This window comes from Lentzea flaviverrucosa (assembly GCF_003350445.1).
In the GTDB taxonomy this organism is placed as follows: domain Bacteria; phylum Actinomycetota; class Actinomycetes; order Mycobacteriales; family Pseudonocardiaceae; genus Lentzea; species Lentzea californiensis.
Map to the genome: position 1 here is coordinate 751,718 of NZ_QQAU01000002.1, position 24,095 is coordinate 775,812.

Genomic DNA, 24,095 nt, shown 5'->3' on the forward strand with positions numbered 1-24,095 from the left:
GCCGAGGGCCTTTTTCATACCTTTGATTCATGACGAATGCACAGCTCGCGAGCATCCAATGGGGCGTTTTCCTGTCCGTCGTCTTCCTGCTCCCGCAGCTGTTGTTCCGTCAGCTGACCTTCCGCAGCGCCACCATCACCGTCTACGCGAGCATGCTGTTCGCGGCGACGTTCCTGCCGATGCAGACCGTCGCACCGCGCCAGTCCGTGCAGCTGGTCCCGTTCCAGTGGATCGCCGACACGTTCCGCGACGGGCAGATCGCGTTCGACCAGATGACGCTGAACGTGCTGCTGTTCGTGCCGCTCGGCGCGATGCTGCTGTTCTGGGGCAAGCGCTCCATCGGTCAAGCCGCGCTGATCGGCTACGGCGTGTCGCTGCTGATCGAGGGCTCGCAGCTGCTGTGGGCGAACCGGATCTTCGACGTCGACGACCTGATCACCAACACCACCGGCACCGCACTCGGCTGGCTCGGCGCGCTGACCGCAGTGAAGGTGTATGCCCGCGTGAAGACGGCCGCGGTGCCGCAGCGGGAGCTCGTCAGCGCACGTTGACCTGCGGATTCCAGAAAACCTGCAAGGGCCGTGTGGATGCTGGGCAGTATGAGAGCCAAGCGAACGATCGCCGTCACGGCCGCTCTGCTCGGCGTCACAGGTCTCGTCTGACCCCACGTTCACCCGGCGGCGTGAGGTGACGCGCGCCGCCGGGCCCTTACCGCGGGGCGGTGGCGGATGGCGCTCACCTCGACTAGGCGGAGCCGCCTCCTGCAGGACAGGGCCTCACGTGGTTCGCCAGCCCAGCTCGCCCGCCGTGTTGACCTCCGGCAGGCAGTGCCCGACCGCGCCTCGCGTCTCCAGGGCCGTAGCGACCTGGTCGAACATCTCGAGGATCGACGTCCACTCCGGCTTGACCATCTCGTTGCGCTCCTGGTCCCACTCGACCACGCAGCCGCGCAGCACGCCGGGGCGCAGGTCCACCGCGAGCACGTCGCCGGTGCCGTCGAACGCGATGGGGAGCCACTCGGGGTGGAACCCGCTGGTCGGCGCGCCCGCCTCGGAGGCGTCCACGGGCTTGCTCACGTGGGTCTCCCTGAGCACGAACGCGCGGTCGGCGCCCAGCGGCGTGTAGAAGGGCGGCAGGATCTCGGCGAAGAGGCCTTCCTCGGTGCCGCCGTAGACGCTCCACCACAGCTGCAGATCGATCGGAACCCGAAGATCCGGTAGCGCGTCATACCTCGGACGCAACACGGCGCGGGTGGCCGGAGCGTGCTCCGCCAGCCATGCCAGGATCCGGTTCCAGTGCTCGATCACACCCACCGTTCCATGATCTTGGCGGAACGACGGGCGAGGTACCGCCCATCGGGGCAGGATCAAGGCGAACGGTTCACTACTGGGGGAAGAGCTTTCAGATGGCGGAACAAGGCCTCAAGGTCGACTTCGACGCCTTGACCGGATACGCGTCGGCCGTGAGCGGTCTGGCGAGCGAGGTCGGCACGGTCGGCACGGGCACGTTGAACGGCACCACCAGCCTGCCGGGCGACTGCTTCGGCAAGCTGGGCAACGAGGTCGGCCTCAACGCCGCGTTCCAGGCGGCCGCGCAGGCACAGCTCGACGCGCTGAAGGCGGCGTCGACCGGCCTCGCGGGCCTCGGCACGGCGGTCTCGAAGGCACGCGACGCCTACGTCGCGCAGGAAGACGCGACCAAGGCGGCGCTCACCAAGGCGGCGCGGGCATGAGCGTCGAAGGGCTGCTGAGCCAGTTCATCGCGCCCATGAAGGAAGACCTCGCGAAGCTCGACGGTGACACCGGCGGCGCGACTCGTGCGGGTGACGCCTTCGGTCGCGCCCAGACCGCGATGGCCGACCTCGGCACGCGGCACGCCTCGGCCTCGACCGCGGTGCTGAACACGTGGTCCGGTGACAGGGCGAACGCCTTCACCGCCCGCGTCTCCACCTTCGCCTCGGCCACGAACCTGTTGTCCTCCAACGCTTCCGCGCTCAAGACCGCGGCGTCGACCGGCGTGACCGCGGTGACCGGCGGGCGCACCGCGATCCAGGGCCTCATCGACGAGTTCACGTCCAAGGCGACCCCGAAGCTCGCCGCCGCGCTCGCCCTGTCGCTCGTGGCCGGGCCGGGCGTCGTGCTGGCGGCCGTCGCCGACCTCGCCGGGATGGCCTCCGGTTACCAGGGCAAGACCGCCGCCGAACTGCAGAAGGTGCGCGACCAGCTCACACAGCTCGTCGGGCAGCTCAACGCCCTGCAGAAGCCGGACGCGGGCGCGCTGGCGAAGCTCGGCGACCCGCTCGGCGGCGACGAGGGCACCACCTCGACGGCCGGAGCCTCCGACACCAAGAAGCAGGAGTCCGCTCCCAGCTCGAACTCCGGCAACGGCTCCGGCGGTGGCAGCGGTGGCGGTGGCGGCGGTTCGGGCGGCGGTGGCGGCGGAGGATCGGGCGGCGGTGGAGGTGGCGGCGGCTCCGGCCCGCGCCTGCCCGTCGCGATCCCGCCGCAGCCCGGTGAAGGCGTCGGCGTGAACCTGCCGGACGGCAGCAGCGCCGAGGCGCCGAACGAGACCGCGGCCAAGGCCGTGCGCAACGCGTTGTCCGCCCTGGGCACCCCGTACGTGTGGGGCGGCGCGAACCCGCCCCAGGGCACCGACTGCTCCGGCCTCACGCAGTGGGCGTACGGCGGCGCCGGGTTCGACATCCCGCGCCCGGCCTCGTCCCAGGCGATGGGTGCCTCGGTGCCGGCGGACCAGCTGCTGCCCGGCGACCTCGTGGTGTGGGACGGGCACGTGGCGATGGTGATCGGCAACGGCCAGATGGTCGAGGCCGGTGACCCGGTGCAGGTGCAGCCGATCCGCACGACGAACAGCGGCATGTCGTTCTACGGCTTCTACCGCCCCACCGGGTGATGCCGGGCTACTTCGTGCCCTGAGCCAGGGCCTTGAGCTCGGCGAACTTCACGATCTGCCCGCCGGCGCCCCAGGTGCCCTCGGGCTGCTCGTGGATCAGCACCCACACCCGCATGGCGTCGGCCTCGCCCAGTCCGGCGGCGGCGAGCACCAGCGTCGTCGCCTCCCCGACGAGGCCGGCCTTGCGCCGGTCGGACAGCGCGCCCACCGGCACCCGGACGTCCACCCGGAACCGCGGCGCGTCGTCCTCGGCCGTCGTCTGCGCGCCCGCGGGCAGTTCGTGCAGGTAGGTCCAGGCGACCGAGCGGAAGAACTCGTTGTCCGGCGCGCCCTCCCACTTGAGCAGCAACGCGGCCAGGTCGCGCTGCACGGACGCACGCCCGGCCTCGGTCAGCGCTCCGGCCGGCGCGGTCAGTTCGATCATCGGCATGGCGTTCCCCGATCTATGACGACTGTTATAAACCCGGGCGGACGCTAACCTATGACGAGCGTTATAGCCAGAGAGGCCCGACAGATGTCCCGAGAACAGATCGTCACCGGCGCGGCCGACATGATCCGGCGCCGCGGCCTCAACGCGACGAGCATCCGCGAGGTGGCCAAGCACGCGGGCACGCCGCTCGGCTCGACGTACCACTACTTCCCCGGCGGCAAGACGCAGCTCGCGACCGAGGCGGTCGAGTGGGCGGCCGGCACCGTCTCGAAGGTGCTCACGGCCAAGCTCCGCAAAGGACCGGTCGACGGCCTGAGGGCGTTCTTCGCGCTGTGGCGGCAGATCGTCACCGAGTCCGGTTTCCAGGCGGGTTGTCCCGTGCTCGCGGTGTCCATCGAGGAGAACGCCAGCCCGCAGGCGCTCGTGGCCGCGGCGGACGCGTTCAGGGCGTGGTCCGGTCAGCTCGCTGCCTCGCTCGAAGAGCACGGCGTGGCTTCAGGCCGTGCGCGCAGCCTCGCCCACCTCTGCGTTTCCGCGGCGGAGGGCGCCGTCGCGTTGTGCCGCGCCCAGCGCTCCATCGACCCCCTCGACGACGTCGCCGCCGAACTCACGGCCTTGCTACAAGCCGCCACCGAAGATCCTGAGATGCGGCACACTGTCCACAACAGGGGGTGATCGGAGTGGACGACGACGTCCAGCGCGCCGCGCGGAAGGTGCGCGATGTCGAGCAGGCCGTGTCGGAGCACGTCACGCGCAGTGGTCCCATCACAGGACGGGCGTCCTCCCCGGACGGCGCGGTGACGGTCGTCGCCACGCCCGGCGGTCCGCCCCGGCAGGTCACGGTGAGCCCGGCGGCGTTGCGGATGGGCCCGCAGGGGCTCGCCGCCGAGATCATGCGCATCGCCGACAAGGCCCAGCGCAACGCGAACACCCGCCTGCACCAGACGCTGGACCGAGTGGTCGACCCGCGCGAACTCACCGCGCTGGGTGTCGAACGCGGCCAGGACGAGGACGACTTCGGGTGGCAGCGGTGAACGAGGACCGCATGCGGGCCACCGAGCAGCTCCAGCGCGATCTCGGCGTCCTCACCGCCACGACCGAGCACCCGAACGGGCTGTGCATGGTCACGGCGACACCCAAGGGCGAGATCAAGGCCCTGCACCTGCACCCGGCGCTGCTGGGCCAGGGCGCGCAGGCGGTCGGCCAGGTCGTCACCGAGACCGTCCAGCTCGCGACGAACGCGGCCGTGCAGGCCAGCTTCAACAAGATGGCGCTGGCACTGGGTGACGGGATGGCGATCGACGTCGAGTCCATCGCCGGCGACTCACCCTTCCGATCGACCTGGAACCCCGTCGTGCCGCCCGAAGCCCCTGCTGAGCAGGCACCACCGGAGCGCAGGCAGAGGGCACCGCGCGTCGAGGACCCGGACGAAGACGCGTTCTTCGAGAACCCCTCGTGGCTCCGGTGATCAGCACCGTTAGGCTCGTCGACGGCATCAGGCAGGCGTGACCGGGAGGTCAGGATGGCGCAGGACATCGTCCCCATCGAGCTGGGGCTGACGCAGGGTGACGTCGTCACCCTGTGGGCACCCCGCTGGCGCGAGAAGGGCGAGGAGTGGGAGGCGTTCCTCGGCGACGAGGAGGACCTGTTCGTCTTCCCCGACGCCGCGCACCTCGCCGCGTTCGTGCGCACCGCCGAGGAGCACGACCTGACCGACCACCCCGCGTGGCCGGTCGTGCCGTCGCTGGGCGTCGCGGACCTCTCGCCGGACGACAACCACCAGTTCGACCTCGTCGGCGTCCCCGAGCTCGTCGCGGAGGACCCGGACACCTGGACAATCGGTGAGCTCGCCGACGTCATCGCGATCGTGCGCGCCCTCGCGGAGGTCTGCGACCTGGAGAAGGTCCACGAGGTGCTCGACAGCGCCGAGGGCTTCTCGCTGCTGCCGCAGGGCACGCTGCCGTTCAGCGGCCGCGACGGCGGCAAGCTGTGGGGCGAGCTGTCCGAGGTCGTCTCCGAGAAGTGGGACGAGGTCCTCGACGCGATCGACAGCGTGGTGAACACGCCGGAGGTCCCCGAGAAGGAGCTCGCGGTCGCCCAGGAGGAGCTCGCCGCGCTGGAGGCCGCGACGGCCGCTGCCGCCGTCGACTCCCCCGGTGAGTCCGAGGACGAGGACAAGGCCGAGCCCACCGGCTTCTGGGCCGAGGTCGGCGTCGACCCGATCAAGATCATCACGTCGGCGGGCGAGTTCTACACGCTGCGCTGCTACCTCGGCGACGACCCGGTGTTCCTGGGCCGCCGCGGCAAGATCGAGGTCTTCACCTCGCAGCGCGCCCTGAGCCGCTTCGTCGCCGAGAACGACGAGCACGACCTGGCCGAGGTCGAGACCTGGAACGACATCAAGGTCAAGGCCACCGCGGGCGAGCTCGACGTCGAGGTCGACGACGACAACGTCTACGTGCTGACCGGCATCGCCGAGGACATGGAGGAGGGCCCCGACGCCCTCGACCCGCAGCAGCTCGACCTCGCCGTCGAACTGTTCGAGGACGCGGCCGAGTGGGCCGACGACGAGTCCGTGAAGGACGCGCTCGCCTCGTCCGAGTCGCTGGGCTGGCTCGTGTCGTTCGTCGTGTCGCCGGACCCGACGCGCCTCGCGCCGTCGGCGCCGTACGACGCCGAGGTGGCCGCGTTCCGCACGCTGCAGGCCACGTTCGAGGACCGGCTCAACACCAACTGAGTCCGTTGACGCGAAAGAGGGCCACCCGCTCGGGTGGCCCTCTTTTTGTTGCTGCCTAACGGACCCGGTAGCTCACCGCGTCGAACGGGTAGTTGCCCCAGTGCAGGCTGCCGAGGACGTAGTAGAGGTCGCTGGACTCGCCGGGCCGGCCCTTCTGGCAGTCCGCGTTGAAGAAGACCTCGATCTCGGAGTTCGAGATGTTGGTCGCGGACTTCTGGGGCGCGATGTTCACGCACTCCCGGTTCGTGAGGTCGACCGCGGACTTGGTGCCGGTCAGGTTGGTGCCGGTGTAGAACGCGGCGTGCTCGCCAGAGGCGTTGGCGGGCAGGACGAGGGCCATCGAGGCGAGGACGGCGAGTCCGCCGGAGATCAGTGCAGGGCGCATGTCTCCACTTTCCCAGCGATAGCTGTCGATCAGCTGTCATCCACGACCGGAACGACATCCGGTTGCGCTGCCTGTATGATACAGGTTTATGACAGGTTCGCGGTCGCAGCGCCTCGCCACCGAGCTGCGGGAACGCATCACGCTCGGCGACTACGGCCCGGCGGGGTCGATCGAGAGCGAGGCCGAACTCGGCCGCCGTTACGAGGTCAGCCGCGTGACCGTGCGCCGCGCTTTGGAGCAACTGCGCGACGAAGGCCTGCTGGCGTCGCGGAAAGGCGCCGGCTGGTACGTGGTGTCGTTCGCGCAGCCCCTGGCGCTCGGCACGTTCCAGCACGCGCAGTCGGCCGTCGCCGAAGCCGGTGTCTCGCTGGTGCGGACCGTTCTCGAGTACGGCTACCGCGAGGCTTCCGCAGGTGTCGCGTCGACGCTGGGCGCCGGCGAGATGCTGCGCGTGCGTTCGTTGCGCCGCACCGGGGACACGCCGCTGGACGTCGTGACGGAGTGGGTGCCCCTGGCGCTGGCCGCACCGGTCAGCCGTGCCGACGCCGAGTCGCCTGGAACGTGGGAGACGTTGCGCCGCAACGGGAACCAGATCGCCGTCGTCCGGCAGAGCATCGCCGCCGTCGCCGCGGGCGACCTCGGAACCCTCCTCGGCGTCACGGCCGCCACGCCGGTGTTGCTCGTGCGCCGCATCGCCCTGGACACCGCGGAGCACCCGATCGCCCTGTCCGAACACCACTACCTGGGCCACCGGTTCCAGCTGGAGGTCGAGTTCCGCGGCTGGCCCGGCGCGGAACCTCCCGGCGTCGCCGCGATTCCCTCGGAGGACTGACCATGCGCGTGCTCGTCACCGGTGCGGCCGGGTTCATCGGCTCGCACTTCACCCGCTACTGGCTGCGCGAACACCCCGCGGACGAGGTCGTCGCGCTCGACGCGCTGACCTACCGCGGCACCCGCACGAACCTGCCCGCCGACGTGCCGTTCGTGCACGCGGACATCGCGTCCGCCGAGGTCGAGGGCGTCGACGTCGTGGTGAACTTCGCGGCCGAGTCGCACAACAGCCTGGCGGTGCTGGACCCCGGCCGGTTCTTCCGCACGAACGTCCTGAGCACGCAGGCGTTGCTGGAGTCGTGCCGTCGCGCGGGCGTTCAGCGGTTCCACCACGTGTCGACGTGCGAGGTGTACGGGGATCTCGCGCTGGACGCCACCGAGGCGTTCCACGAGGAGTCGCCGTACCGGCCGCGCACGCCCTACAACGCGTCGAAGGCCGGCGCTGACCACGCCGTGCGCTCGTACTTCGAGACGTTCGACCTGCCGGTGACGATCACCAACTGCGCCAACAACTACGGCCCGAACCAGTTCCCCGAGAACGTCCTGCCGCTGTTCACGACCCGCGCGTTGAACGGCGAGCAGCTGCCCGTCTACGCGTCGAGCGACAACCGCCGCGAGTGGATCCACGTGCTGGACCACTGCCGCGCGATCGACGCCGTGCTGCGGGACGGCGTCGTCGGCCGGACCTACCACGTGGGCACCGGCGTCGAGGCGAGCGTCGACCAGATCGCCGATCTCGTGCTGGACGAGCTCGGGCTGCCGGCGTCGCGGAAGTCGGTCGTCGCCGACCGGCCCGGCCACGACCGCCGCTACCTGCTGGACTCCTCGCGGATCGGCCGCGAGCTCGGATGGCGCCCGGAGATCGGCTTCGAGGCCGGCGTCCGGGACACCATCCGCTGGTACGCGGCCAACCGCGCCTGGTGGGAGCCGCTGCTGGGGCTCAGCACGATCGACGAGAACGCCTGGGCCCCGCGACAGCTCACCCGGTGAGCGAGGCGTACCCCGGCTTGACCAGCTCGTTGATGATCGACAGCCGCTCGTCGAACCCGATGAACGCCGACTTCATGGCGTTGATCGTGAACCACTGCAGGTCCGCCCAGCCGTAGCCGAACGTCTCGGCCAGCGCGGCGAACTCGCTGGAGAGCGAGCAGTCGCTCATCAGGCGGTTGTCGGTGTTGACGGTGACGCGGAACCGCAGCTTCGCGAGCAGGCCGATCGGGTGCTCGGCGAGCGTCGGCGCGGCACCGGTCTGCAGGTTCGAGGTCGGGCACATCTCGAGCGGGATGCGGCGGTCGCGGACGTAGGCGGCCAGCCGTCCCAACTCGGCGCCGGCAGCGTCGTTGTCGGAGACCTTGATGTCGTCCACGATCCGCACGCCGTGGCCGAGCCGTTCGGCGCCGCAGTGCTGCAGCGCCTCCCAGATCGACGGCAGGCCGAACGCCTCACCGGCGTGGATCGTGAAGTGCGCGTTCTGCTGGCGCAGGTACTCGAACGTGTCGAGGCCCCTGGTGGGAGGGAACCCGGCCTCGGGGCCCGCGATGTCGAAGCCGACGACGCCCAGGTCGCGGTAGCGGACGGCGAGCTCGGCGATGCGCAGCCAGCCCTCGTTCTGGCGCATGGCGCACAGCAGGGTGCCGACGCGGATCTTGCGGCCGGTCGCGGCGACGCGCTGCTCGCCGACGCGGAAGCCCTCCTGGACGGCCTCGACGACCTGCTCCAGCGAGAGGCCCTTGTCGGTGTTCAGCTCCGGGGCGTAGCGGATCTCGGCGTACACGACGCCGTCCGCGGCCAGGTCCTCCACGGCCTCGGCGGCGACGCGGACGAGAGAGGCCTCGTCCTGCATGACACCGCACGTGTGGGCGAAACCTTCGAGGTAGCGCACGAGCGAGCCGGAGTTGGCGTTGTCGCGGAACCAGCTGCCGAGGACGCCCGCGTCTGTGGTGGGCAGGCCCTGGTAGCCGGAGGCATCGGCGAGTTCGATCACCGTCTGCGGGCGGAGGCCACCGTCGAGGTGGTCGTGCAGCAGCACCTTCGGCGCACTGCGGATGGTCTCCAAGGTAAGCGGCGTACTCATTGCTACACGTTACTCCAGGCGCCGCAGCACGAACCGGTGCTCGCTCGCGCACCCCGCTCATGACGATCGGGGCTTCACCCCGAGTGGACGGGAACCTGCGACAGCCCGCCCGCGAATCCGGCCCGAGCCCCACCACCGGCCCTCACCACCGGGTACAACATGACGACACGCCGCTTACACATCGCCGAAATGATCTTGCGCTCGATATGATCATTTGCTGGGTCAACGTCGTTGCAGATCCGTGATCAGCAACTTTCTGCAACCAACGCGAGGCTTGAGTCACCCCAAGGTAGGAACATCATCGGTGGCTACTGCCCGCTTTCAGCCGATCACTTGGCGTTCAGAGTAGTCAGGTAACCTGATCGGGTTAGTTGCCCGTCCGTACCCGGCCTTTTTCTGGCGGGGGTGGTACAGCGACGTCCCGTGACGCGGATAGGCTCCCGTGGTCTCCCCCTCCCCTGGACGAAGGCACTCAGCCGTGACAGAGAACAACAACTCCACGATGTCCTTCGATCGGATGCGCAACATGCTCACGCGCGCCGCGGAGATCCGTGAGAGCGAGCAGCAGCAGATCTTCGACGCGCTGGACGAGATCCACGCCCGGATGTCGCCTCTGGAGTCGCTGGGTTCGGTTCGCAAGCGCCTGTCGGAGCTGCCGGACCGCACCGAGGTCAGCGTTCTCGCTGAGCGCCTGGACGAGGCCCTCGCCAAGCTGGAGGCCCAGGACACCGCCGTCGCCGACATCGGTCGCGCGGTCGACGCCCTGGTGGACAAGCTCGCCAAGCCCTTCGCCCAGCTGGACGGCCGCCTCGACGGCGTCGCCGGCCGCTTCGAAGGTGTCGCTGGCCGCATGGACGGCCTGGAGGACAAGCTCTCCAGCATCCACAAGCGCATCGACGACCTCGACGGCCACATGGACAAGCAGGACGGCAAGGTCGACGCGATCCCGGCCGCCGTCACCAACCCGCTGCGCGAGCGCGTCGAAGCGCTGGAGGCCGCGCTGCGCGGCCGTCTCGACGAGGTGGACGAGGGCGTGCACGAGCACCTCGACGGCACCCGCGAGGCCCTGCAGAAGATCCTCGCCGAGTCGTTCTCGAGCGTGCACGGCCGCGCCGACGAGCAGCGTGACGCCCTCGCCGCTGCCCGCACCGAGCTGGCCACCGCCATCGCCGAGAGCCGCGGGGAGCTGGCCGGAGCGATCAACGACAGCCGCGAGAAGCTGGTGTCCACGGTCACCGACCGCCACAACCAGCTGGCCGCGTCGCTCACCGAGACCCGCACCGAGCTGTCCGGCGCCGTGGCGGAGACCCGCGGCGAACTGGCCGGCGTCGTGGCGGAGACCCGCGACTCCCTCGTCGGTTCCCTGGCCGAGACGCGCGACTCGCTCGCCGGCTCGCTGGCCGAGACCCGCACCGAGCTCGCGACGGCCGTCGCCGACACCCGCGAGGTCGTCAACGGCAAGCTCGACGAGGCCCGCACCGCCCTGTACGCGGCGATCGAGCAGTCCCGCGACCAGGTCGACTCGGCGGACCGCCTGGAGGCCCTCGCCGGCCGCCTGGAGCAGGTCACCTCGAAGCTCGACACCATGACGGACCGCCTCGACAAGGTCGAGGACGGCTTCGCCACCCGCATCTCCGAGCTCGGCGGCTCCGTCGACGCGGGCCTGTCCAAGGTCGCCGAGACCGTCGGCGCCCGCCCGGACGCCGACGCGCTGCAGTCCCTGGTCCGCAAGTCGAACCAGGAGTCGGAACTGCGCATCGGCGGCCAGCTGGACGAGGCCATGGCCACCTTCGCCGAGCTCATCCTCGGCGGCGGCTCGCCCACGCCTCCCCCGCCGCCCACCGCCCTGCCGCGCCCGCAGCGCCGCACCCGCAAGAACGGCGGCCCCAAGCCGGCGAACGGCGGCAAGGACATGGACGACGACGACCTGGCCGCCGAAGGCGCCTGACCGCCCCGAACCACCTGTCCTGACGAACGGCCCCGGAGCTGCTGCTCCGGGGCCGTTCCGCGTGTTGAGGTGAACCCGCGCGAGGCGACACACGTGACCATGACGAGAGCGCTCACACAGGCCGTGGTTATGCTCGCCGCCATCTGGGGGTGACCAAAGGGCTGCCAGGGGCGTCCGGAAGGGAAGTCCGTGCAACAGCGACTCGTCGCCAACCGCTACGCACTGCTCGTCGAGCTCGGCCGAGGTGCGATGGGTGTCGTGTGGCGCGCCCAGGACCAGGTGCTCGGCCGCGCGGTCGCGCTCAAGGAGCTGCACCCGCCGCAGGGCATGGCAGCCGCGGAGCGCACCGTGCTGGAGGAGCGCATGCTCCGCGAGGCGCGGACCGCCGGCCGGCTGAACCATCCGGCCGTGGTCACGGTCTACGACATCGTCCACGAGCACGACCGCACCTACCTCGCGATGGAGCTGGTCGACGCGCTCGACCTCGCCAGCATCGTGCAGAAGCACGGGCCGCGGGACTCGACCTGGATGGCGGGCGTCGCGTTGCAGGTGCTCGGTGCGCTGGAGGCCGCGCACCAGGCCGGCATCGTGCACCGGGACGTGAAGCCCAGCAACATCATGGTGCGTCCGGACGGGGGCGTGAAGCTCACGGACTTCGGCATCGCGCAGGCGATGGACGACCCGCGGCTCACGCACAACGGCGGCATCGTCGGCTCGCCCGCGTACATGTCGCCGGACCGGCTCAGCGGCTGGGAGGCCTCACCGGCGTCGGACCTGTGGGCACTCGGCGTCACGATGGCGCACGCGGTCGAAGGTGTCAGCCCGTTCGAACGCACGTCCACCGCGTCTACGTTGCACGCGGTCATGAACGAGCCGCCGGTGCTGCGGCGGGCCTCGCCCGCGCTGGCCGACGTGATCCGCGGTTTCCTCACGGTGGACCTGGCCCGCCGGCTGACGGCGCCCCAGGCGCGTCACATGCTGACGGCGATCGTGCAGGGTGGCCCGCCGGTTCCGTTGCCGCAGAACAAGAAGGGCAAGAGCACGGCTGTCAAGGTCGCCGCCGTGGCCGTGGGTGTCGCGGTGCTCGCGGGTGCCGCGTTCGCCGGCTACCAGGCCTTCAAGTCCGAGCAGTCCAGCGCGGGCCAGAACACCGGCACCAACCAGCCCTCGGAGAGTTCCACCGAGTGGACCGAGGCAGCGTCGTTGCCGGTGGGCGCGCCGCTGCCGTCACGGCGCATCGCCACCTTCGGGCGCGGCGGTGACGTGCCCGAGTGGAACCTCTCCGGCACGCAGTGCGCCAAGGACTTCCTGACACAGGGGTCGCCGGTGCGGACGGACGTGCCGTGCGACGGGCCGCACGGCATCCAGCTCTTCTCGGCCGCGACCCCGTTGTGGGACAAGCCGAAGGACATCGCCTACCCCGGCACGCAGTGGCTCGCCGACTTCACCAAGAACTACTGCACCGAGCAGTTCAAGGTCATCGAGCCGAACGTCAAGGAGCCCATCGGCTTCACCGGGCTCGTCCCGACCCAGAAGGAGTGGGAGGCCTACAACGACGCCGCCGCGCCGGGCCGCCAGGAGGTCCTGTGCGTGCTGTGGAAGCAGGACAGGTCGCCCCTGGCGGGCTCGCTCGTCGGCTAGGGCCTGTATCGAAGTCTGGTTCGATGTGAGTCGCGCTCGAGGTGGTTCCTGGTGGTGCGGGCGAACCGCCCGCATACCGGTGTTGTATGTGGGCGGTTCGCCCGTGCCGCCAGGGGCCGCCTCGGGCCCGGCTATCGCGGATCAGACTTCGATACAGGCCCTACCCGCGGATGGTGTCGATCACCAGCGGCGAACGCTCCGGCGCGGAGTCGCGAACCTCGTAGGCGCCTTCCAGCGCCTGCAAGGCTCCTTCGACCGCGTCCGGGGTGTCGGTGTACAGCTCCAGCAACGGCTGCCCGGCCTCGACGGGGTCCCCCGGCTTGGCCAGGCAGAGCACGCCGGCACCGAACTGCACCGGGTCCTCCTTGCGGGCACGGCCGGCACCGAGCCGCCACGCCGCCACCCCGACGCCATAAGCGTCCAGAGTGGACAGAACGCCGGAGGCGGGCGCTTCGACGACGTGCTTGTGCGAGGCGACGGGCAGGGCGGCATCGGGATCGCCGCCCTGGGCCCGGATCATCCGCGCCCACACCTCGTACGCCTCACCGGATGCCAGCACCTTGGCCGGATCAGCGGAGATCCCGGCCAGCGACAGCATCTCGGAAGCCAGCGCCACCGTCAGTTCGACCACGTCGGCAGGTCCGCCGCCACGCAGCACGTCGACGGACTCCGCCACCTCGACCGCGTTGCCGACAGCGCGTCCCAAGGGCACGGACATGTCGGTCAGCAGGGCCGAGATCCGCACGCCGTGCTCGACACCGATGGCCACCAGGGCCTCGGCCAGAGCACGCGCGTTGGCCAGGTCCTTCATGAACGCGCCGGAGCCGACCTTCACGTCGAGCACCAGTGACTCGGCGCCCTCGGCGATCTTCTTCGACATGATCGAGGACGCGATCAGCGGAATCGCCTCGACGGTCCCGGTGACGTCCCGCAACGCGTAGAGCTTGCGGTCGGCCGGAGCAAGTCCTTCGGTGGCAGCGCACACCACGGCTCCGACCGAGGACAGCTGCGAAAGGATCTCCGAAGTGGACAGCGCTGCGCGCCACCCCGGGATCGACTCCAGCTTGTCCAGGGTGCCGCCGGTGTGGCCGAGACCGCGGCCCGACAGCTGTGGCACGGCGGCGCCGCAGGCCGCGACGAGAGGTGCCAGCGGCAGCGTGATCTTGTCGCCGACACCGCCCGTCGAGTGCTTGTCCACGGTCGGCCGGTCGACGTGCAACGCCAGCCGCTCGCCGGACGAGATCATCGCCTGCGTCCAGCGCGCGGTCTCCGCCGCCGTCATGCCGTTGAAGAAGATCGCCATGGCCAGCGCGGACATCTGCTCGTCCGCGACGGCACCGCGCGTGTACGCGTCGATGACCCAGTCGATCTGCGCGTCCGACAGCACCGCGCCGTCGCGCTTGGCGCGGATGACGTCCACCGCCGAGAAGCTCATGGCAGGTCCTCCGGTCCGAACGCGTCCGGCAGCACCGACGACATCGGCAGGATCCCGGACGGCGTGTCCACCAGGCAGTCGCGGCCGCCCAGCTCGTAGAGCACCTGGCGGCACCGGCCGCACGGCATCAGCAGCTCGCCGGCACCGGAACGGCAGGCCACCGCGACGAACCGGCCGCCGCCCGTGAGCTGCAGCTGACCGGCCATCGCGCACTCGGCGCAGAGACCCACGCCGTACGAGGCGTTCTCGACGTTGCACCCCGTCACGATGCGGCCGTCGTCGCACAACGCCGCGGAACCGACCTGCAGCCCCGAGTACGGGCAGTGGGCGAACGACGCCGCCTCCACCGCCCGTGCCCGCAGCAGGTCCCAGTCGACCTCAGCCACGGCGGTACACCAGACCGTCGGCGGCCGGCATTCGCAACCGTTGCGACGCCACGGCCAGCACGGCCAGGGTCACCATGTGCGGCGCGTAGGACACGAACTCGCTGGGGATCTCGTCGAGGCTGATGTACAGCAGGTACATCAGCACGGCCACCGCGATGGCCGCGGCCGCGGAGAACCACTTGCGGCGGATGAGCTGCCACACCACGATCACGCCGAGCAGCAGCACCACGCCGTAGACCAGCGCCAGGACCGTCTCGCCACCCGAGCGCAGCTGCAGGCCGTCGGCGTAGCCGAACAGCGCCGCACCACCCAGCAGGCCGCCGGGCCGCCAGTTGCCGAAGATCATCGCCGCGAGGCCGATGTAACCGCGGCCGCCGGTCTGCCCCTCCAGGTAGGACAGCTGGCCGGGGTTGAGCACCAGCGCGGCGCCGCCCAGACCGGCCAGACCACCGGAGACGATCACGGCGACGTACTTGTGGAAGTACACCTTCACGCCCAGCGAGTCCGCCGCGTGCGGGTTCTCGCCGACCGAGCGCAGGCGCAGGCCGAAGCGGGTGCGCCAGAGCAGCCAGTACGACAGCGGCAGCAGCAGGATCGCGATCATCGTCAGCGGCGAGACGCCGGTGACGAGGCCGCGCAGGATGCCCGCGACGTCCGAGATGAACAGGCGCTGGTCGGCTTCGAGCTCGCCGAGCCAGTCACCGAGGCCCGCCGCCGAGAACGTGTCGAACGACTGGACCGGCGGCGACTGCCGCGGGTTGTTCGACAGCGGCAGGAAGATCAGCGTCGACAGGTACTTCGTCAGACCGGCCCCGAGCAGGTTGATCGCCACACCGGAGACGATGTGGTTGACGCCGAACGTGACCGTGGCGATCGCGTGCAGCAGGCCACCGAGCGAGCCGAACACGACGGCCGCGACGAGAGCGGCCCACGGGCCCCACTGGTAGCCGGCCCACGCCGCGCCCCAGGTGCCCATGATCATCATGCCTTCGAGGCCGATGTTGACCACGCCGGCGCGTTCCGCCCACAGGCCGCCGAGACCGGCGAGCAGGATCGGCAGCGCGAGCCGGACCGCCGTCTGGGTCGTGCCCGACGACGTCAGCTGCGGGAAGTTCGTCTGGTACGAGGTGATCGAGAGCAACGCGATCGCACCCGCCACACCGAGCATGGCCACGGCCCAGCCGGGCACCTTGCGCTTGCGAGGCGCCGCCGGGATGTGCGGCTTCTCCTCCAACGTCGAGATCACGCCGCACCTCCGACAGTTCCGAGCTCACGGCCGACGCGACGCTGCTCCGAGGCGAGCTCGAAGCGGCGCACCACCTCGTAGGCGACGACGACCGACAGGACGATCGAGCCCTGCATGATGGTGACGATCTCCCTGGGCACACCGACGTTGTCGAGCGCGAGACCCGACTTGTCGAGGAACGCCCAGAGCAGAGCGCCGAACGCGATGCCACCGGGGTGGTTGCGGCCGAGCAGCGCGATCGCGATGCCCGAGAAGCCGATGCCGGCGGTGAAGTTCAGGCTGAACGTGTGGTCGCGGCCGAGCAGTTCCGGCAGCGAGATCAGGCCCGCGATGGCGCCCGAGAGCAGCATCGAGACCAGGATCATCTTCTTGGCGTTGACGCCACCGGCCGACGCGGCCGTGGACGACTCGCCGGACGCGCGCAGCTCGAAGCCGAAGCGCGTCTTGTTCATCATGATCCAGTAGCCGATGCCGAGGGCGACGGCCACGAAGATGAAGCCGAACATCGTGCCGGAGCCGCCGAACGAGATGCCGGGCATCCAGCCGCTCTCCGGGATCTCCGGGGTGCGGATGTTGTTGCCCCGCAGCTCACCGAAGACGTCGCGGCGGATCAGGTAGGCGGACAGGCCGATCGCCAGGCCGTTCATCATGATCGTCGAGATGACCTCGTTGACGCCGCGCGTCACCTTGAGGATCGCGGGGATCGAGGCCCAGGCGGCACCGGCGACCGCGGCCGCGATGATGATCACCATCGTGTGGATGCCGGTGGGCAGCGCGATCGAGCCGCCGACCACGGCCGCCACGACGGCTGCAACGCGGTACTGGCCCTCGACACCGATGTTGAACAGGTTCATCTGGAACCCGATCGCCACCGCGAGCGCCGCGATGTAGTAGATGCCCGTCGAGTTGAGGATGTCGACGAGCGTCGTGCCCTTGCCGACCTGCGACACCATCGCACCGAACGCGCTGAGCGGGTTCGCGCCGGAGATGATGAGCGCGACTCCGCACAACAGCAGTGAGAAGACGATCGCCAACGCGGGCGGCAGGAGTTTGCCGCGCAGGTGTCCCATCAGTTCTCGCCTTCCTCGACGACAGCGGTCTCCTGGACCGCTGCGCTCGTGCTGCCGGCACCGGTCATCGCACTGCCGAGGTCCTCGGGCGTGACGGTGCTCGGGTCGGCGTCGGCCACCAGGCGTCCGCGCAGCATGACCTTGATCGTGTCGGACAGGCCGATGAGCTCGTCCAGGTCGGCGGAGATCAGCAGCACGGCGAGACCGGCGGCACGGGCGCGCTTGATCTCGTCCCAGATCAACGCCTGCGCGCCGACGTCCACACCGCGGGTCGGGTGCGACGCGATCAGCAGCACCGGGTCGCCGGACAGTTCCCGGCCGACGACGAGCTTCTGCTGGTTGCCACCGGACAGCGCGGCCGCGGGGACGTCGATGCCGGGCGTGCGGACGTCGAAGTCCGCGACGATCCGCTCGGTGTCCTTCTTCGCGCCGTCGGTGTCGAGCCAGATGCCCTTGGCGGTCGGCCTGCGGGTCTGGTAGCCGAGGATCCGGTTGTACCAGAGGGGTTGCGTGAGCAGCAGACCGTGGCGGTGGCGGTCCTCCGGCACGTAGCCGATGCCCGCCTCGCGCCGGGCCAGCGTCCCGAGCTTGGTGAGGTCCTTGTCCTGCAACGTGATCGTGCCGCTGCCGGCCTTGCGCATGCCCATGATCGTCTCGACGAGCTCGGTCTGGCCGTTGCCCTCGACGCCGGCGATGCCGACGACCTCGCCGGAGCGGACCACCATGTCGATGTCGTCGAGGATCGGCCGGGAGCCGTCGGGCGTCATCAGCCTGAGGCCCTTGACGTCCAGCACGACCGTGTCGGTGACGGTGGACTCGCGGGTCTCCGGGCTGGGGAGCTCGCTGCCGACCATCATCTCGGCGAGCTGCCGGGAGCTGACGGTCTTCGGGTCCGCGCTGCCCACTGTCGTGCCGCGGCGGATCACCGTGACGGAGTCCGCGATCGCGCGGACCTCGTCGAGCTTGTGCGAGATGAACAGGAACGTGTAGCCCTGCTCCTGCATGCCGCGGACGGTGTCGAAGAGCTCGTTGACCTCCTGCGGCACGAGCACGGCGGTCGGCTCGTCCAGGATGATCACCTTGGCACCGCGGTAGAGCACCTTGAGGATCTCGACGCGCTGGCGGTCCGCGACGCCGAGCTGCTCGACCAGGACGCCGGGGTCGACGTTGAGCCCGGTCTTGCCGGAGAGCTCGATGATGCGCCTGCGGGCCTTCTGACCGATGCCGTGCAGAGCCTCGGCACCCAGGACGACGTTCTCCTGGACGGTGAGGTTGTCGGCCAGCATGAAGTGCTGGTGCACCATGCCGATGCCGGCCTTGATGGCGTCGGACGGGGTGCGGAACCGCACCTGCTCGCCGTTCACCTCGATGGTGCCCTCGTCCGGCGGCTGCATGCCGTAGAGGATCTTCATCAGGGTGGACTTGCCCGCGCCGTTCTCACCGCACAGGGCGTGGACCTCGCCACGGCGGACGGTCAGGTGGACGTCGCTGTTGGCGACCACACCTGGGAATCGCTTGGTGATGCCTGTGAGCACCACCGCGGGGTGTTCGTCCGTCCCAACGGACGTGGAACTGCTCATCGTCGAGTGCTCCTCCTACCACGCACCAGGCCCTGTGAGTGCGAAATCCTCACAGGGCCCGGCAACGTGCAAACGACTGAACGGCAGACGGACTACGGCTTGTCCGCGACCTTGATCTTGCCCTCGATGATCTGGGCCTTGTAGCCCTCGAGGATTCCCTGCAGCTTCGCGTCGATCTTGCCACCCGACGTGGAGTAGCCGACACCGTTCACCTTGAGGTCGAAGACCTTCGGCAGCGAGGCGATGTCGTTCTTGGCGACGGCCTTGACGAAGTCGTAGACCGCGACGTCGACGCGCTTGAGCATGGACGACACGATGACGTCCTTGGTGTCGGCGACGGTCGCCTGGTTGTACTGGTCGGAGTCGACGCCGATGGCCAGCACGCCACCCTGCTTGGCAGCCGAGAAGATGCCCTTGCCGGAGGCACCGGCGGCCTGGTAGATCACGTCGGCGCCCTTGTCGATCTGGCCCTTCGCGGCTTCCTGGCCCTTCGGGGCGTCCTGGAAGCCCGTGAAGTCACCGGCCGGCGTGATGTACTTCTTCTCGACCTGGATCTTCGGCGCGGCGGCCTTGGCACCCTGGGCGTAGCCGGCCTCGAACTTCTGGATCAGCGGGATCTCGACGCCGCCGACGAAGCCCACGTGGCACTTCTTGCTCTGGTACGCGGCGATGACGCCGGCCAGGAAGGAGCCCTCCTGCTCGGCGAACAGCAGCGGCGTGACGTTGGCAGCGCCCTCGACGGACCCGTCGACCAGGCCGAACTTGACGTTCGGGAACTCCGCGGCGACGAGCTTCATCGACTCGGCGTAGGCGAAGCCGACACCGATGATCGGGCTGAAGCCCTCGGACGCCAGCTGGCGCAGACGGGTCTGCTTGGCGGACTCGTCCTCGTTCGGGGCGGCGGAGAGCTCGCGCGTGTTCTCCTTCTTCACGCCCATGTCCGAGATGGCCTTGTCCAGGCCGGCAGCGGCGGAGTCGTTGAACGACGCGTCGCCACGGCCACCGATGTCGTAGGCCAGACCGATCTTCAGCGCACTCGCGTCCACCTTGTCACCGTTGGCGGCGCTGGTGTTCGAGGTAGCAGGCGCGCTCGGGGCCTCGGCGAACTCGCAGGCGGCACCTGTACCGGTACCCGCGTTGTTGCTCCCGCCACCCGAGTCCTTCGCGCAGGCGGCCATAGTCATCACGCTGGTCAACGCGATCGCGGCGACCGCGACACCACGCATACGACGACGCACGGCTCGTCTCCTCCCTGAGGTTCCTCCCCAACGACGTTGTTGGGTCCTAGAGGCGGCACCGTACCTCTTAGTAACCAACCCCGTTGCCGTCAGCACCTACAAAGACCCCTATCGGTTACGCATTCGACGCTTTGGCCGTACGAGTGGTGATCACTCGTGTTCAAGGCGTGGCGAAACGTCCTCTTCCGCCGCTTCTCGGCACCGATCTTCGTCCGGTTGGAGCAGTTGCGCTCGCCGAACCCGGTCGTTCCCACGTTCACATTCGGCGTTGGACGAAATTTCGCCGCGCCGCGTTGAACCATTCACGGGCTGTCCGTCGTGTGGAGGGTGGCAAGTGCCCTTGCCGACGACGGCGACCCGGACCCCGGCGGAGGTCCGGGTCGTCGTCCTTTTGTGGCGTGGACCGCATTTCGGGATCGATAAAGACCGCTTGGCCGATCGACAGCGTGTCTCATCGATCACAGAGCGGGTGCGCCTGCTGGGATCGGTCCAACGTGCGGGACTAGGATTTTCCGGTCATGGTCGGGAAGAGAGAAATGTTCGCCGACCACACCACCACTGACGTTGGAGGCCGCGGCGCATGACCAGCGCAGGCGCACCCGAGCGGTCGGGCACCACCCGAGGGGGTGGGACGCTCTACCGCGGTGATCTGGGCATGTGGTCCTGGGTCGCCCACCGGATCACCGGTGTCCTCACGTTCTTCTTCCTCTTCACCCACGTGCTCGACACCGCCCTCGTGCGGGTCTCCCCGAACGCGTACGACGCGGTGATCGAGACCTACAAGAACCCGATCGTCAACCTCTTCGAGGTCGGTCTGGTCGGCGCGGTTCTCTACCACGCGCTCAACGGCATCCGGGTCATGCTCGTGGACTTCTGGGAGAAGGGCGCCAAGTACCAGCGTCCGATGCTGTGGGTCGTGCTCGGCGTGTGGATCGCCGTGATGATCCCCGGCGCCTACTTCATGCTGGTGCGCACGATCTCCGAGCTGGTTGGGGGCCACTGACCATGTCGCTCGCACTCGACAAGCCCCGCTCGCCGCGCCGCCCCGCGGCCCGCCGCGGCAACGGTGAGCTGTACAGCTGGCTGTTCATGCGCCTGTCCGGGCTGCTGCTCGTGATCCTGGTGCTGGGTCACCTGTTCATCATGAACATCCTCGACGGCGGCATCCACCGCATCAACTTCGGCTTCGTGGCCGGCCGGTGGGCATCGCCGTTCTGGCAGTTCTGGGACCTCGCGATGCTCTGGCTCGCGCAGATCCACGGCGGCAACGGCGTCCGGACGATCATCAACGACTACGCCCGCAAGGACGCCACCCGGTTCTGGTTGAAGATGCTGCTCTACGTCTCGATGGTGCTGATCATCGCCCTCGGCACGTTCGTGATCTTCACCTTCGACCCGAACATCTCGAACTGACCCGCGCGGGGAGCCCACCACAATGCAGTTCCACAAGTACGACGTAGTCATCATCGGCGCTGGTGGTGCCGGAATGCGCGCGGCGATCGAGTCCGGCCAGCGCGCCCGCACCGCGGTGCTCACCAAGCTCTACCCCACGCGTTCGCACACCGGCGCGGCCCAGGGCGGCATGTGCGCCGCCCTGGCCAACGTCGAGGAGGACAACTGGGAGTGGCACACCTTCGACACGATCAAGGGCGGCGACTACCTGGTCGACCAGGACGCCGCCGAGATCATGGCGAAGGAGGCGATCGACGCCGTTCTCGACCTCGAGAAGATGGGCCTGCCGTTCAACCGCACGCCCGAGGGCAAGATCGACCAGCGCCGGTTCGGCGGCCACACGCGCAACCACGGTGAAGCCGCCGTGCGCCGCGCCTGCTACGCCGCGGACCGCACCGGCCACATGATCCTGCAGACGCTCTACCAGAACTGCGTCAAGCACGGCATCGAGTTCTTCAACGAGTTCTACGTGCTCGACATCTGCCTGACCGAGACGGAGAACGGCCCGGTCTGCACCGGCGCCGTCGCCTACGAGCTCGCGACCGGCGAGATCCACGTCTTCCAGGCCAAGTCCGTCGTGTTCGCGACGGGTGGTTTCGGCAAGGTCTTCAAGACCACGTCGAACGCCCACACGCTGACCGGCGACGGCATGGGCATCGTCTTCCGCAAGGGCCTGCCCCTGGAGGACATGGAGTTCTACCAGTTCCACCCGACCGGCCTCGCCGGTCTCGGCATCCTGCTGACCGAGGGTGCGCGAGGCGAGGGCGCGATCCTGCGCAACGCCTCGGGTGAGCGGTTCATGGAGCGCTACGCCCCGACCATCAAGGACCTGGCGCCGCGCGACATCGTGGCCCGTTCGATGGCCCTCGAGGTGCTGGAAGGCCGTGGCGCCGGCCCGAACAAGGACTACGTGCTGCTCGACTGCACGCACCTCGGTGCCGAGGTCCTGGAGACGAAGCTGCCGGACATCACCGAGTTCGCCCGCACGTACCTCGCGGTCGACCCGGTCGTCGAGCCCGTCCCGGTGTACCCGACCGCGCACTACGCGATGGGTGGCATCCCGACGAACATCCACGGCGAAGTGCTGCGGGACAACGACAACGTCGTTCCCGGCCTCTACGCCGCGGGTGAGTGCGCCTGCGTGTCCGTGCACGGCGCGAACCGCCTCGGCACGAACTCGCTGCTGGACATCAACGTCTTCGGCCGCCGCGCGGGCATCGCCGCCGCGGAGTACGCGCTGTCGCGCGAGTCCCACGTCGACCTGCCGGAGAACCCGGCCGCGTCGGTCGAGGCCCAGGTCGCGCTGGCGTTGTCGGAGCACGGCCAGGAGCGCGTGGCGGACATCCGCACCGAGCTGCAGGCCACCATGGACGCCAACGCGTCCGTGTACCGCACCGAGGACACGCTGAAGAAGGCGCTGCACGACGTCCAGGCCCTGAAGGAGCGCTACGCGCACATCTCCGTCCAGGACAAGGGCAAGCGCTTCAACACGGACCTGCTGGAGGCCGTCGAGCTCGGCTTCCTGCTGGAGCTGGCCGAGGTGCTCGTGCACGGCGCACTCGAGCGCAAGGAGTCCCGCGGCGGTCACGCCCGCGAGGACTACCCGAACCGCGACGACACGAACTTCATGCGCCACAGCATGTTCTACAAGCAGGGCGACGGTCTCTCGGCCGACATCCGCATGGACTACAAGCCCGTGACCTTTACCCGGTACAAGCCGATGGAGCGCAAGTACTGATGACCGCCACCGCTGAAACCACTGCAGGCTCGCGCGGCTCCCAGCCGCCCGTTCCGGACGGCGCTGTCACGGTCACCGTCAAGATCCGCCGGTTCAACCCGGAGATCGACGACGAGCCGCGCTGGGACTCGTTCGACATCCCGGCGCTCCCGTCGGACCGCGTGCTGAACCTGCTGCACCACATCAAGTGGTACGTCGACGGCACGCTGACCTTCCGGCGTTCCTGCGCCCACGGCATCTGCGGCTCGGACGCCATGCGCATCAACGGCGTGAACCGCCTGGCGTGCAAGGTGCTGCTGAAGGACCTGCTCGAAAAGGGCGACAAGCACACCACGATCACCATCGAGCCCATCAAGGGCCTGCCGGTGCACAAGGACCTGCTCGTCGACATGGAACCCTTCTTCGAGGCGTTCCGCGCGGTCAAGCCGTACCTCGTGACCTACGGCAACGAGCCGACGCGCGAGCGCATCCAGTCCGCCGCCGACCGCGAACGGTTCGACGACACGACGAAGTGCATCCTGTGCGCCTGCTGCACCACCTCCTGCCCGGTCTACTGGACCGAGGGCTCGTACTTCGGCCCGGCGGCGATCGTGAACGCGCACCGGTTCATCTTCGACTCCCGGGACGAGGGCGCTGAGGAGCGGTTGGACATCCTCAACGACGTCGACGGCGTTTGGCGTTGCCGGACGACGTTCAACTGCACCGATGCTTGCCCTCGTGGCATTCAGGTGACCAAGGCGATCCAGGAAGTGAAGCGCGCGCTGCTGTTCAAGCGCGTTTGAGTTTTGGGTTTCGAAGCGCCGCGTTCCCGTTGGGGGCGCGGCGCTTCGGCGTTTTACGGGTGGGGCGGGTCGGCTTGCGGGCGGGTGGTTCCTGTTCCAGCGGGGTTGGTCGCGTTCCCTGCGAGAGGTCGCCTTGCGAGGGTGGGCGCGCGGGTCGTGACGGAACTGCGCGGGGTTGCGATTGGGGCTTGAAGGGCCAGAACCGCTACCCG

25 protein-coding genes are annotated in these 24,095 nt (G+C 69.2%); 15 read left to right on the forward strand and 10 right to left on the reverse strand.

Annotation, left to right across the window (positions count from 1 at the left end):
* Nucleotides 1-29 precede the first annotated feature (29 nt).
* Nucleotides 30-551: a VanZ family protein gene (locus DFR72_RS09625; protein ID WP_090067226.1), complete on the forward strand. Its 522-nt coding sequence runs from the start codon at nucleotides 30-32 to the stop codon at nucleotides 549-551.
* A 225-nt stretch (nucleotides 552-776) separates the two neighbouring features.
* Here the strand turns inward: DFR72_RS09625 and DFR72_RS09630 are convergent, their stop codons facing one another.
* On the reverse strand, nucleotides 777-1,313 hold the full coding sequence (locus tag DFR72_RS09630) for an SMI1/KNR4 family protein (protein WP_090067225.1): 537 nt from the start codon (nucleotides 1,311-1,313) through the stop codon (nucleotides 777-779).
* 92 nt (nucleotides 1,314-1,405) lie between these two features.
* Between DFR72_RS09630 and DFR72_RS09635 the strand changes: the two genes are divergently transcribed.
* Both DFR72_RS09635 and DFR72_RS09640 read left to right on the forward strand, forming a co-directional pair.
* Entirely contained in the window at nucleotides 1,406-1,732 is a 327-nt protein-coding gene (locus tag DFR72_RS09635) for a type VII secretion target (RefSeq protein ID WP_090067224.1), read from the forward strand.
* Nucleotides 1,729-2,910, forward strand: coding sequence for a C40 family peptidase (locus tag DFR72_RS09640; RefSeq protein WP_090067223.1), 1,182 nt, complete (start codon nucleotides 1,729-1,731; stop codon nucleotides 2,908-2,910). Before DFR72_RS09635 ends, DFR72_RS09640 begins: the two co-directional genes overlap by 4 nt.
* Nucleotides 2,911-2,917: 7 nt before the next feature.
* Here DFR72_RS09640 and DFR72_RS09645 read toward each other — a convergent pair whose 3' ends face one another.
* The gene (locus tag DFR72_RS09645; RefSeq protein WP_090067222.1) at nucleotides 2,918-3,340 is read right to left on the reverse strand and encodes a tautomerase family protein; all 423 of its coding nucleotides are present in this window, start codon (nucleotides 3,338-3,340) and stop codon (nucleotides 2,918-2,920) included.
* Nucleotides 3,341-3,424: 84 nt separating this feature from the next.
* Between DFR72_RS09645 and DFR72_RS09650 the strand changes: the two genes are divergently transcribed.
* The 4 genes from DFR72_RS09650 to DFR72_RS09665 are packed head-to-tail and all read left to right on the forward strand — an operon-like array spanning nucleotide 3,425 to nucleotide 6,077.
* Complete coding sequence (locus DFR72_RS09650) at nucleotides 3,425-4,015, forward strand: TetR/AcrR family transcriptional regulator (protein ID WP_090067221.1); 591 nt, start codon at nucleotides 3,425-3,427, stop codon at nucleotides 4,013-4,015.
* 5 nt (nucleotides 4,016-4,020) lie between these two features.
* Nucleotides 4,021-4,374, forward strand: coding sequence for a YbaB/EbfC family nucleoid-associated protein (locus DFR72_RS09655; protein WP_245982703.1), 354 nt, complete (start codon nucleotides 4,021-4,023; stop codon nucleotides 4,372-4,374).
* Nucleotides 4,362-4,808 (forward strand): YbaB/EbfC family nucleoid-associated protein, encoded by a 447-nt coding sequence (locus DFR72_RS09660; protein WP_090067220.1) that lies wholly within the window; start codon nucleotides 4,362-4,364, stop codon nucleotides 4,806-4,808. The genes DFR72_RS09655 and DFR72_RS09660 overlap by 13 nt, the downstream gene beginning before the upstream one ends.
* 54 nt (nucleotides 4,809-4,862) lie before the next feature.
* Nucleotides 4,863-6,077: a primosomal protein gene (locus DFR72_RS09665; RefSeq protein ID WP_090067219.1), complete on the forward strand. Its 1,215-nt coding sequence runs from the start codon at nucleotides 4,863-4,865 to the stop codon at nucleotides 6,075-6,077.
* Between the two features lie 55 nt (nucleotides 6,078-6,132).
* Here the strand turns inward: DFR72_RS09665 and DFR72_RS09670 are convergent, their stop codons facing one another.
* Nucleotides 6,133-6,462, reverse strand: a complete 330-nt coding sequence (locus tag DFR72_RS09670) for a hypothetical protein (protein WP_090067218.1) — start codon at nucleotides 6,460-6,462, stop codon at nucleotides 6,133-6,135.
* Nucleotides 6,463-6,550: 88 nt separating this feature from the next.
* Between DFR72_RS09670 and DFR72_RS09675 the strand changes: the two genes are divergently transcribed.
* Nucleotides 6,551-7,294, forward strand: a complete 744-nt coding sequence (locus DFR72_RS09675) for a GntR family transcriptional regulator (RefSeq protein WP_090067217.1) — start codon at nucleotides 6,551-6,553, stop codon at nucleotides 7,292-7,294.
* A 2-nt stretch (nucleotides 7,295-7,296) separates the two neighbouring features.
* Complete coding sequence (locus DFR72_RS09680; RefSeq protein ID WP_090067216.1) at nucleotides 7,297-8,283, forward strand: dTDP-glucose 4,6-dehydratase; 987 nt, start codon at nucleotides 7,297-7,299, stop codon at nucleotides 8,281-8,283.
* Here DFR72_RS09680 and DFR72_RS09685 read toward each other — a convergent pair.
* Entirely contained in the window at nucleotides 8,273-9,367 is a 1,095-nt protein-coding gene (locus DFR72_RS09685; RefSeq protein ID WP_090067215.1) for an adenosine deaminase, read from the reverse strand. The two genes, DFR72_RS09680 and DFR72_RS09685, sit on opposite strands and share 11 nt — an antisense overlap.
* A gap of 502 nt (nucleotides 9,368-9,869) precedes the next feature.
* Here DFR72_RS09685 and DFR72_RS09690 point away from each other — a divergent pair.
* Both DFR72_RS09690 and DFR72_RS09695 read left to right on the forward strand, forming a co-directional pair.
* Complete coding sequence (locus tag DFR72_RS09690; protein WP_090067469.1) at nucleotides 9,870-11,315, forward strand: coiled-coil domain-containing protein; 1,446 nt, start codon at nucleotides 9,870-9,872, stop codon at nucleotides 11,313-11,315.
* 189 nt (nucleotides 11,316-11,504) lie between these two features.
* A complete protein-coding gene (locus tag DFR72_RS09695) occupies nucleotides 11,505-12,956 on the forward strand; it encodes a serine/threonine-protein kinase (RefSeq protein WP_245982704.1) in 1,452 nt (483 codons plus the stop codon).
* A 160-nt stretch (nucleotides 12,957-13,116) separates the two neighbouring features.
* Here DFR72_RS09695 and DFR72_RS09700 read toward each other — a convergent pair whose 3' ends face one another.
* The 6 genes from DFR72_RS09700 to DFR72_RS09725 form a co-directional block, all read right to left on the reverse strand.
* The gene (locus DFR72_RS09700; protein WP_090067214.1) at nucleotides 13,117-14,391 is read right to left on the reverse strand and encodes a thymidine phosphorylase; all 1,275 of its coding nucleotides are present in this window, start codon (nucleotides 14,389-14,391) and stop codon (nucleotides 13,117-13,119) included.
* Nucleotides 14,388-14,777, reverse strand: a complete 390-nt coding sequence (locus tag DFR72_RS09705; protein WP_090067213.1) for a cytidine deaminase — start codon at nucleotides 14,775-14,777, stop codon at nucleotides 14,388-14,390. The genes DFR72_RS09700 and DFR72_RS09705 overlap by 4 nt, the downstream gene beginning before the upstream one ends.
* A complete protein-coding gene (locus tag DFR72_RS09710; protein ID WP_245982707.1) occupies nucleotides 14,770-16,023 on the reverse strand; it encodes an ABC transporter permease in 1,254 nt (417 codons plus the stop codon). The genes DFR72_RS09705 and DFR72_RS09710 overlap by 8 nt, the downstream gene beginning before the upstream one ends.
* Entirely contained in the window at nucleotides 16,020-17,093 is a 1,074-nt protein-coding gene (locus DFR72_RS09715) for an ABC transporter permease (protein ID WP_090067212.1), read from the reverse strand. Before DFR72_RS09715 ends, DFR72_RS09710 begins: the two co-directional genes overlap by 4 nt.
* Nucleotides 17,093-18,673 (reverse strand): ABC transporter ATP-binding protein, encoded by a 1,581-nt coding sequence (locus DFR72_RS09720; protein WP_090067211.1) that lies wholly within the window; start codon nucleotides 18,671-18,673, stop codon nucleotides 17,093-17,095. Before DFR72_RS09720 ends, DFR72_RS09715 begins: the two co-directional genes overlap by 1 nt.
* 92 nt (nucleotides 18,674-18,765) lie before the next feature.
* Entirely contained in the window at nucleotides 18,766-19,899 is a 1,134-nt protein-coding gene (locus DFR72_RS09725) for a BMP family lipoprotein (protein WP_090067210.1), read from the reverse strand.
* A 592-nt stretch (nucleotides 19,900-20,491) separates the two neighbouring features.
* Here DFR72_RS09725 and sdhC point away from each other — a divergent pair.
* The 4 genes from sdhC to DFR72_RS09745 are packed head-to-tail and all read left to right on the forward strand — an operon-like array spanning nucleotide 20,492 to nucleotide 23,883.
* Nucleotides 20,492-20,914, forward strand: a complete 423-nt coding sequence (gene sdhC / locus DFR72_RS09730; RefSeq protein WP_090067209.1) for a succinate dehydrogenase, cytochrome b556 subunit — start codon at nucleotides 20,492-20,494, stop codon at nucleotides 20,912-20,914.
* 2 nt (nucleotides 20,915-20,916) lie between these two features.
* The gene (locus tag DFR72_RS09735) at nucleotides 20,917-21,324 is read left to right on the forward strand and encodes a succinate dehydrogenase hydrophobic membrane anchor subunit (protein WP_177224585.1); all 408 of its coding nucleotides are present in this window, start codon (nucleotides 20,917-20,919) and stop codon (nucleotides 21,322-21,324) included.
* A gap of 22 nt (nucleotides 21,325-21,346) precedes the next feature.
* Complete coding sequence (gene sdhA, locus DFR72_RS09740; RefSeq protein WP_090067208.1) at nucleotides 21,347-23,101, forward strand: succinate dehydrogenase flavoprotein subunit; 1,755 nt, start codon at nucleotides 21,347-21,349, stop codon at nucleotides 23,099-23,101.
* Nucleotides 23,101-23,883, forward strand: coding sequence for a succinate dehydrogenase iron-sulfur subunit (locus tag DFR72_RS09745; protein WP_090067207.1), 783 nt, complete (start codon nucleotides 23,101-23,103; stop codon nucleotides 23,881-23,883). Before sdhA ends, DFR72_RS09745 begins: the two co-directional genes overlap by 1 nt.
* Nucleotides 23,884-24,095: the final 212 nt, after the last annotated feature.

Bases quoted from the DNA above. Each gene is read 5' to 3' on its own strand.
- DFR72_RS09700 (WP_090067214.1), bottom strand. From the start codon at position 14,391: ATGAGCTTCTCGGCGGTGGACGTCATCCGCGCCAAGCGCGACGGCGCG.
- sdhA (WP_090067208.1), top strand. From the start codon at position 21,347: ATGCAGTTCCACAAGTACGACGTAGTCATCATCGGCGCTGGTGGTGCC.
- DFR72_RS09745 (WP_090067207.1), top strand. From the start codon at position 23,101: ATGACCGCCACCGCTGAAACCACTGCAGGCTCGCGCGGCTCCCAGCCG.
- DFR72_RS09685 (WP_090067215.1), bottom strand. From the start codon at position 9,367: ATGAGTACGCCGCTTACCTTGGAGACCATCCGCAGTGCGCCGAAGGTG.
- DFR72_RS09625 (WP_090067226.1), top strand. From the start codon at position 30: ATGACGAATGCACAGCTCGCGAGCATCCAATGGGGCGTTTTCCTGTCC.
- DFR72_RS09680 (WP_090067216.1), top strand. From the start codon at position 7,297: ATGCGCGTGCTCGTCACCGGTGCGGCCGGGTTCATCGGCTCGCACTTC.
- DFR72_RS09670 (WP_090067218.1), bottom strand. From the start codon at position 6,462: ATGCGCCCTGCACTGATCTCCGGCGGACTCGCCGTCCTCGCCTCGATG.
- DFR72_RS09720 (WP_090067211.1), bottom strand. From the start codon at position 18,673: ATGAGCAGTTCCACGTCCGTTGGGACGGACGAACACCCCGCGGTGGTG.
- sdhC (WP_090067209.1), top strand. From the start codon at position 20,492: ATGACCAGCGCAGGCGCACCCGAGCGGTCGGGCACCACCCGAGGGGGT.
- DFR72_RS09640 (WP_090067223.1), top strand. From the start codon at position 1,729: ATGAGCGTCGAAGGGCTGCTGAGCCAGTTCATCGCGCCCATGAAGGAA.
- DFR72_RS09650 (WP_090067221.1), top strand. From the start codon at position 3,425: ATGTCCCGAGAACAGATCGTCACCGGCGCGGCCGACATGATCCGGCGC.
- DFR72_RS09635 (WP_090067224.1), top strand. From the start codon at position 1,406: ATGGCGGAACAAGGCCTCAAGGTCGACTTCGACGCCTTGACCGGATAC.
- DFR72_RS09735 (WP_177224585.1), top strand. From the start codon at position 20,917: ATGTCGCTCGCACTCGACAAGCCCCGCTCGCCGCGCCGCCCCGCGGCC.
- DFR72_RS09715 (WP_090067212.1), bottom strand. From the start codon at position 17,093: ATGGGACACCTGCGCGGCAAACTCCTGCCGCCCGCGTTGGCGATCGTC.
- DFR72_RS09725 (WP_090067210.1), bottom strand. From the start codon at position 19,899: ATGCGTGGTGTCGCGGTCGCCGCGATCGCGTTGACCAGCGTGATGACT.
- DFR72_RS09665 (WP_090067219.1), top strand. From the start codon at position 4,863: ATGGCGCAGGACATCGTCCCCATCGAGCTGGGGCTGACGCAGGGTGAC.
- DFR72_RS09690 (WP_090067469.1), top strand. From the start codon at position 9,870: ATGTCCTTCGATCGGATGCGCAACATGCTCACGCGCGCCGCGGAGATC.
- DFR72_RS09645 (WP_090067222.1), bottom strand. From the start codon at position 3,340: ATGCCGATGATCGAACTGACCGCGCCGGCCGGAGCGCTGACCGAGGCC.
- DFR72_RS09675 (WP_090067217.1), top strand. From the start codon at position 6,551: ATGACAGGTTCGCGGTCGCAGCGCCTCGCCACCGAGCTGCGGGAACGC.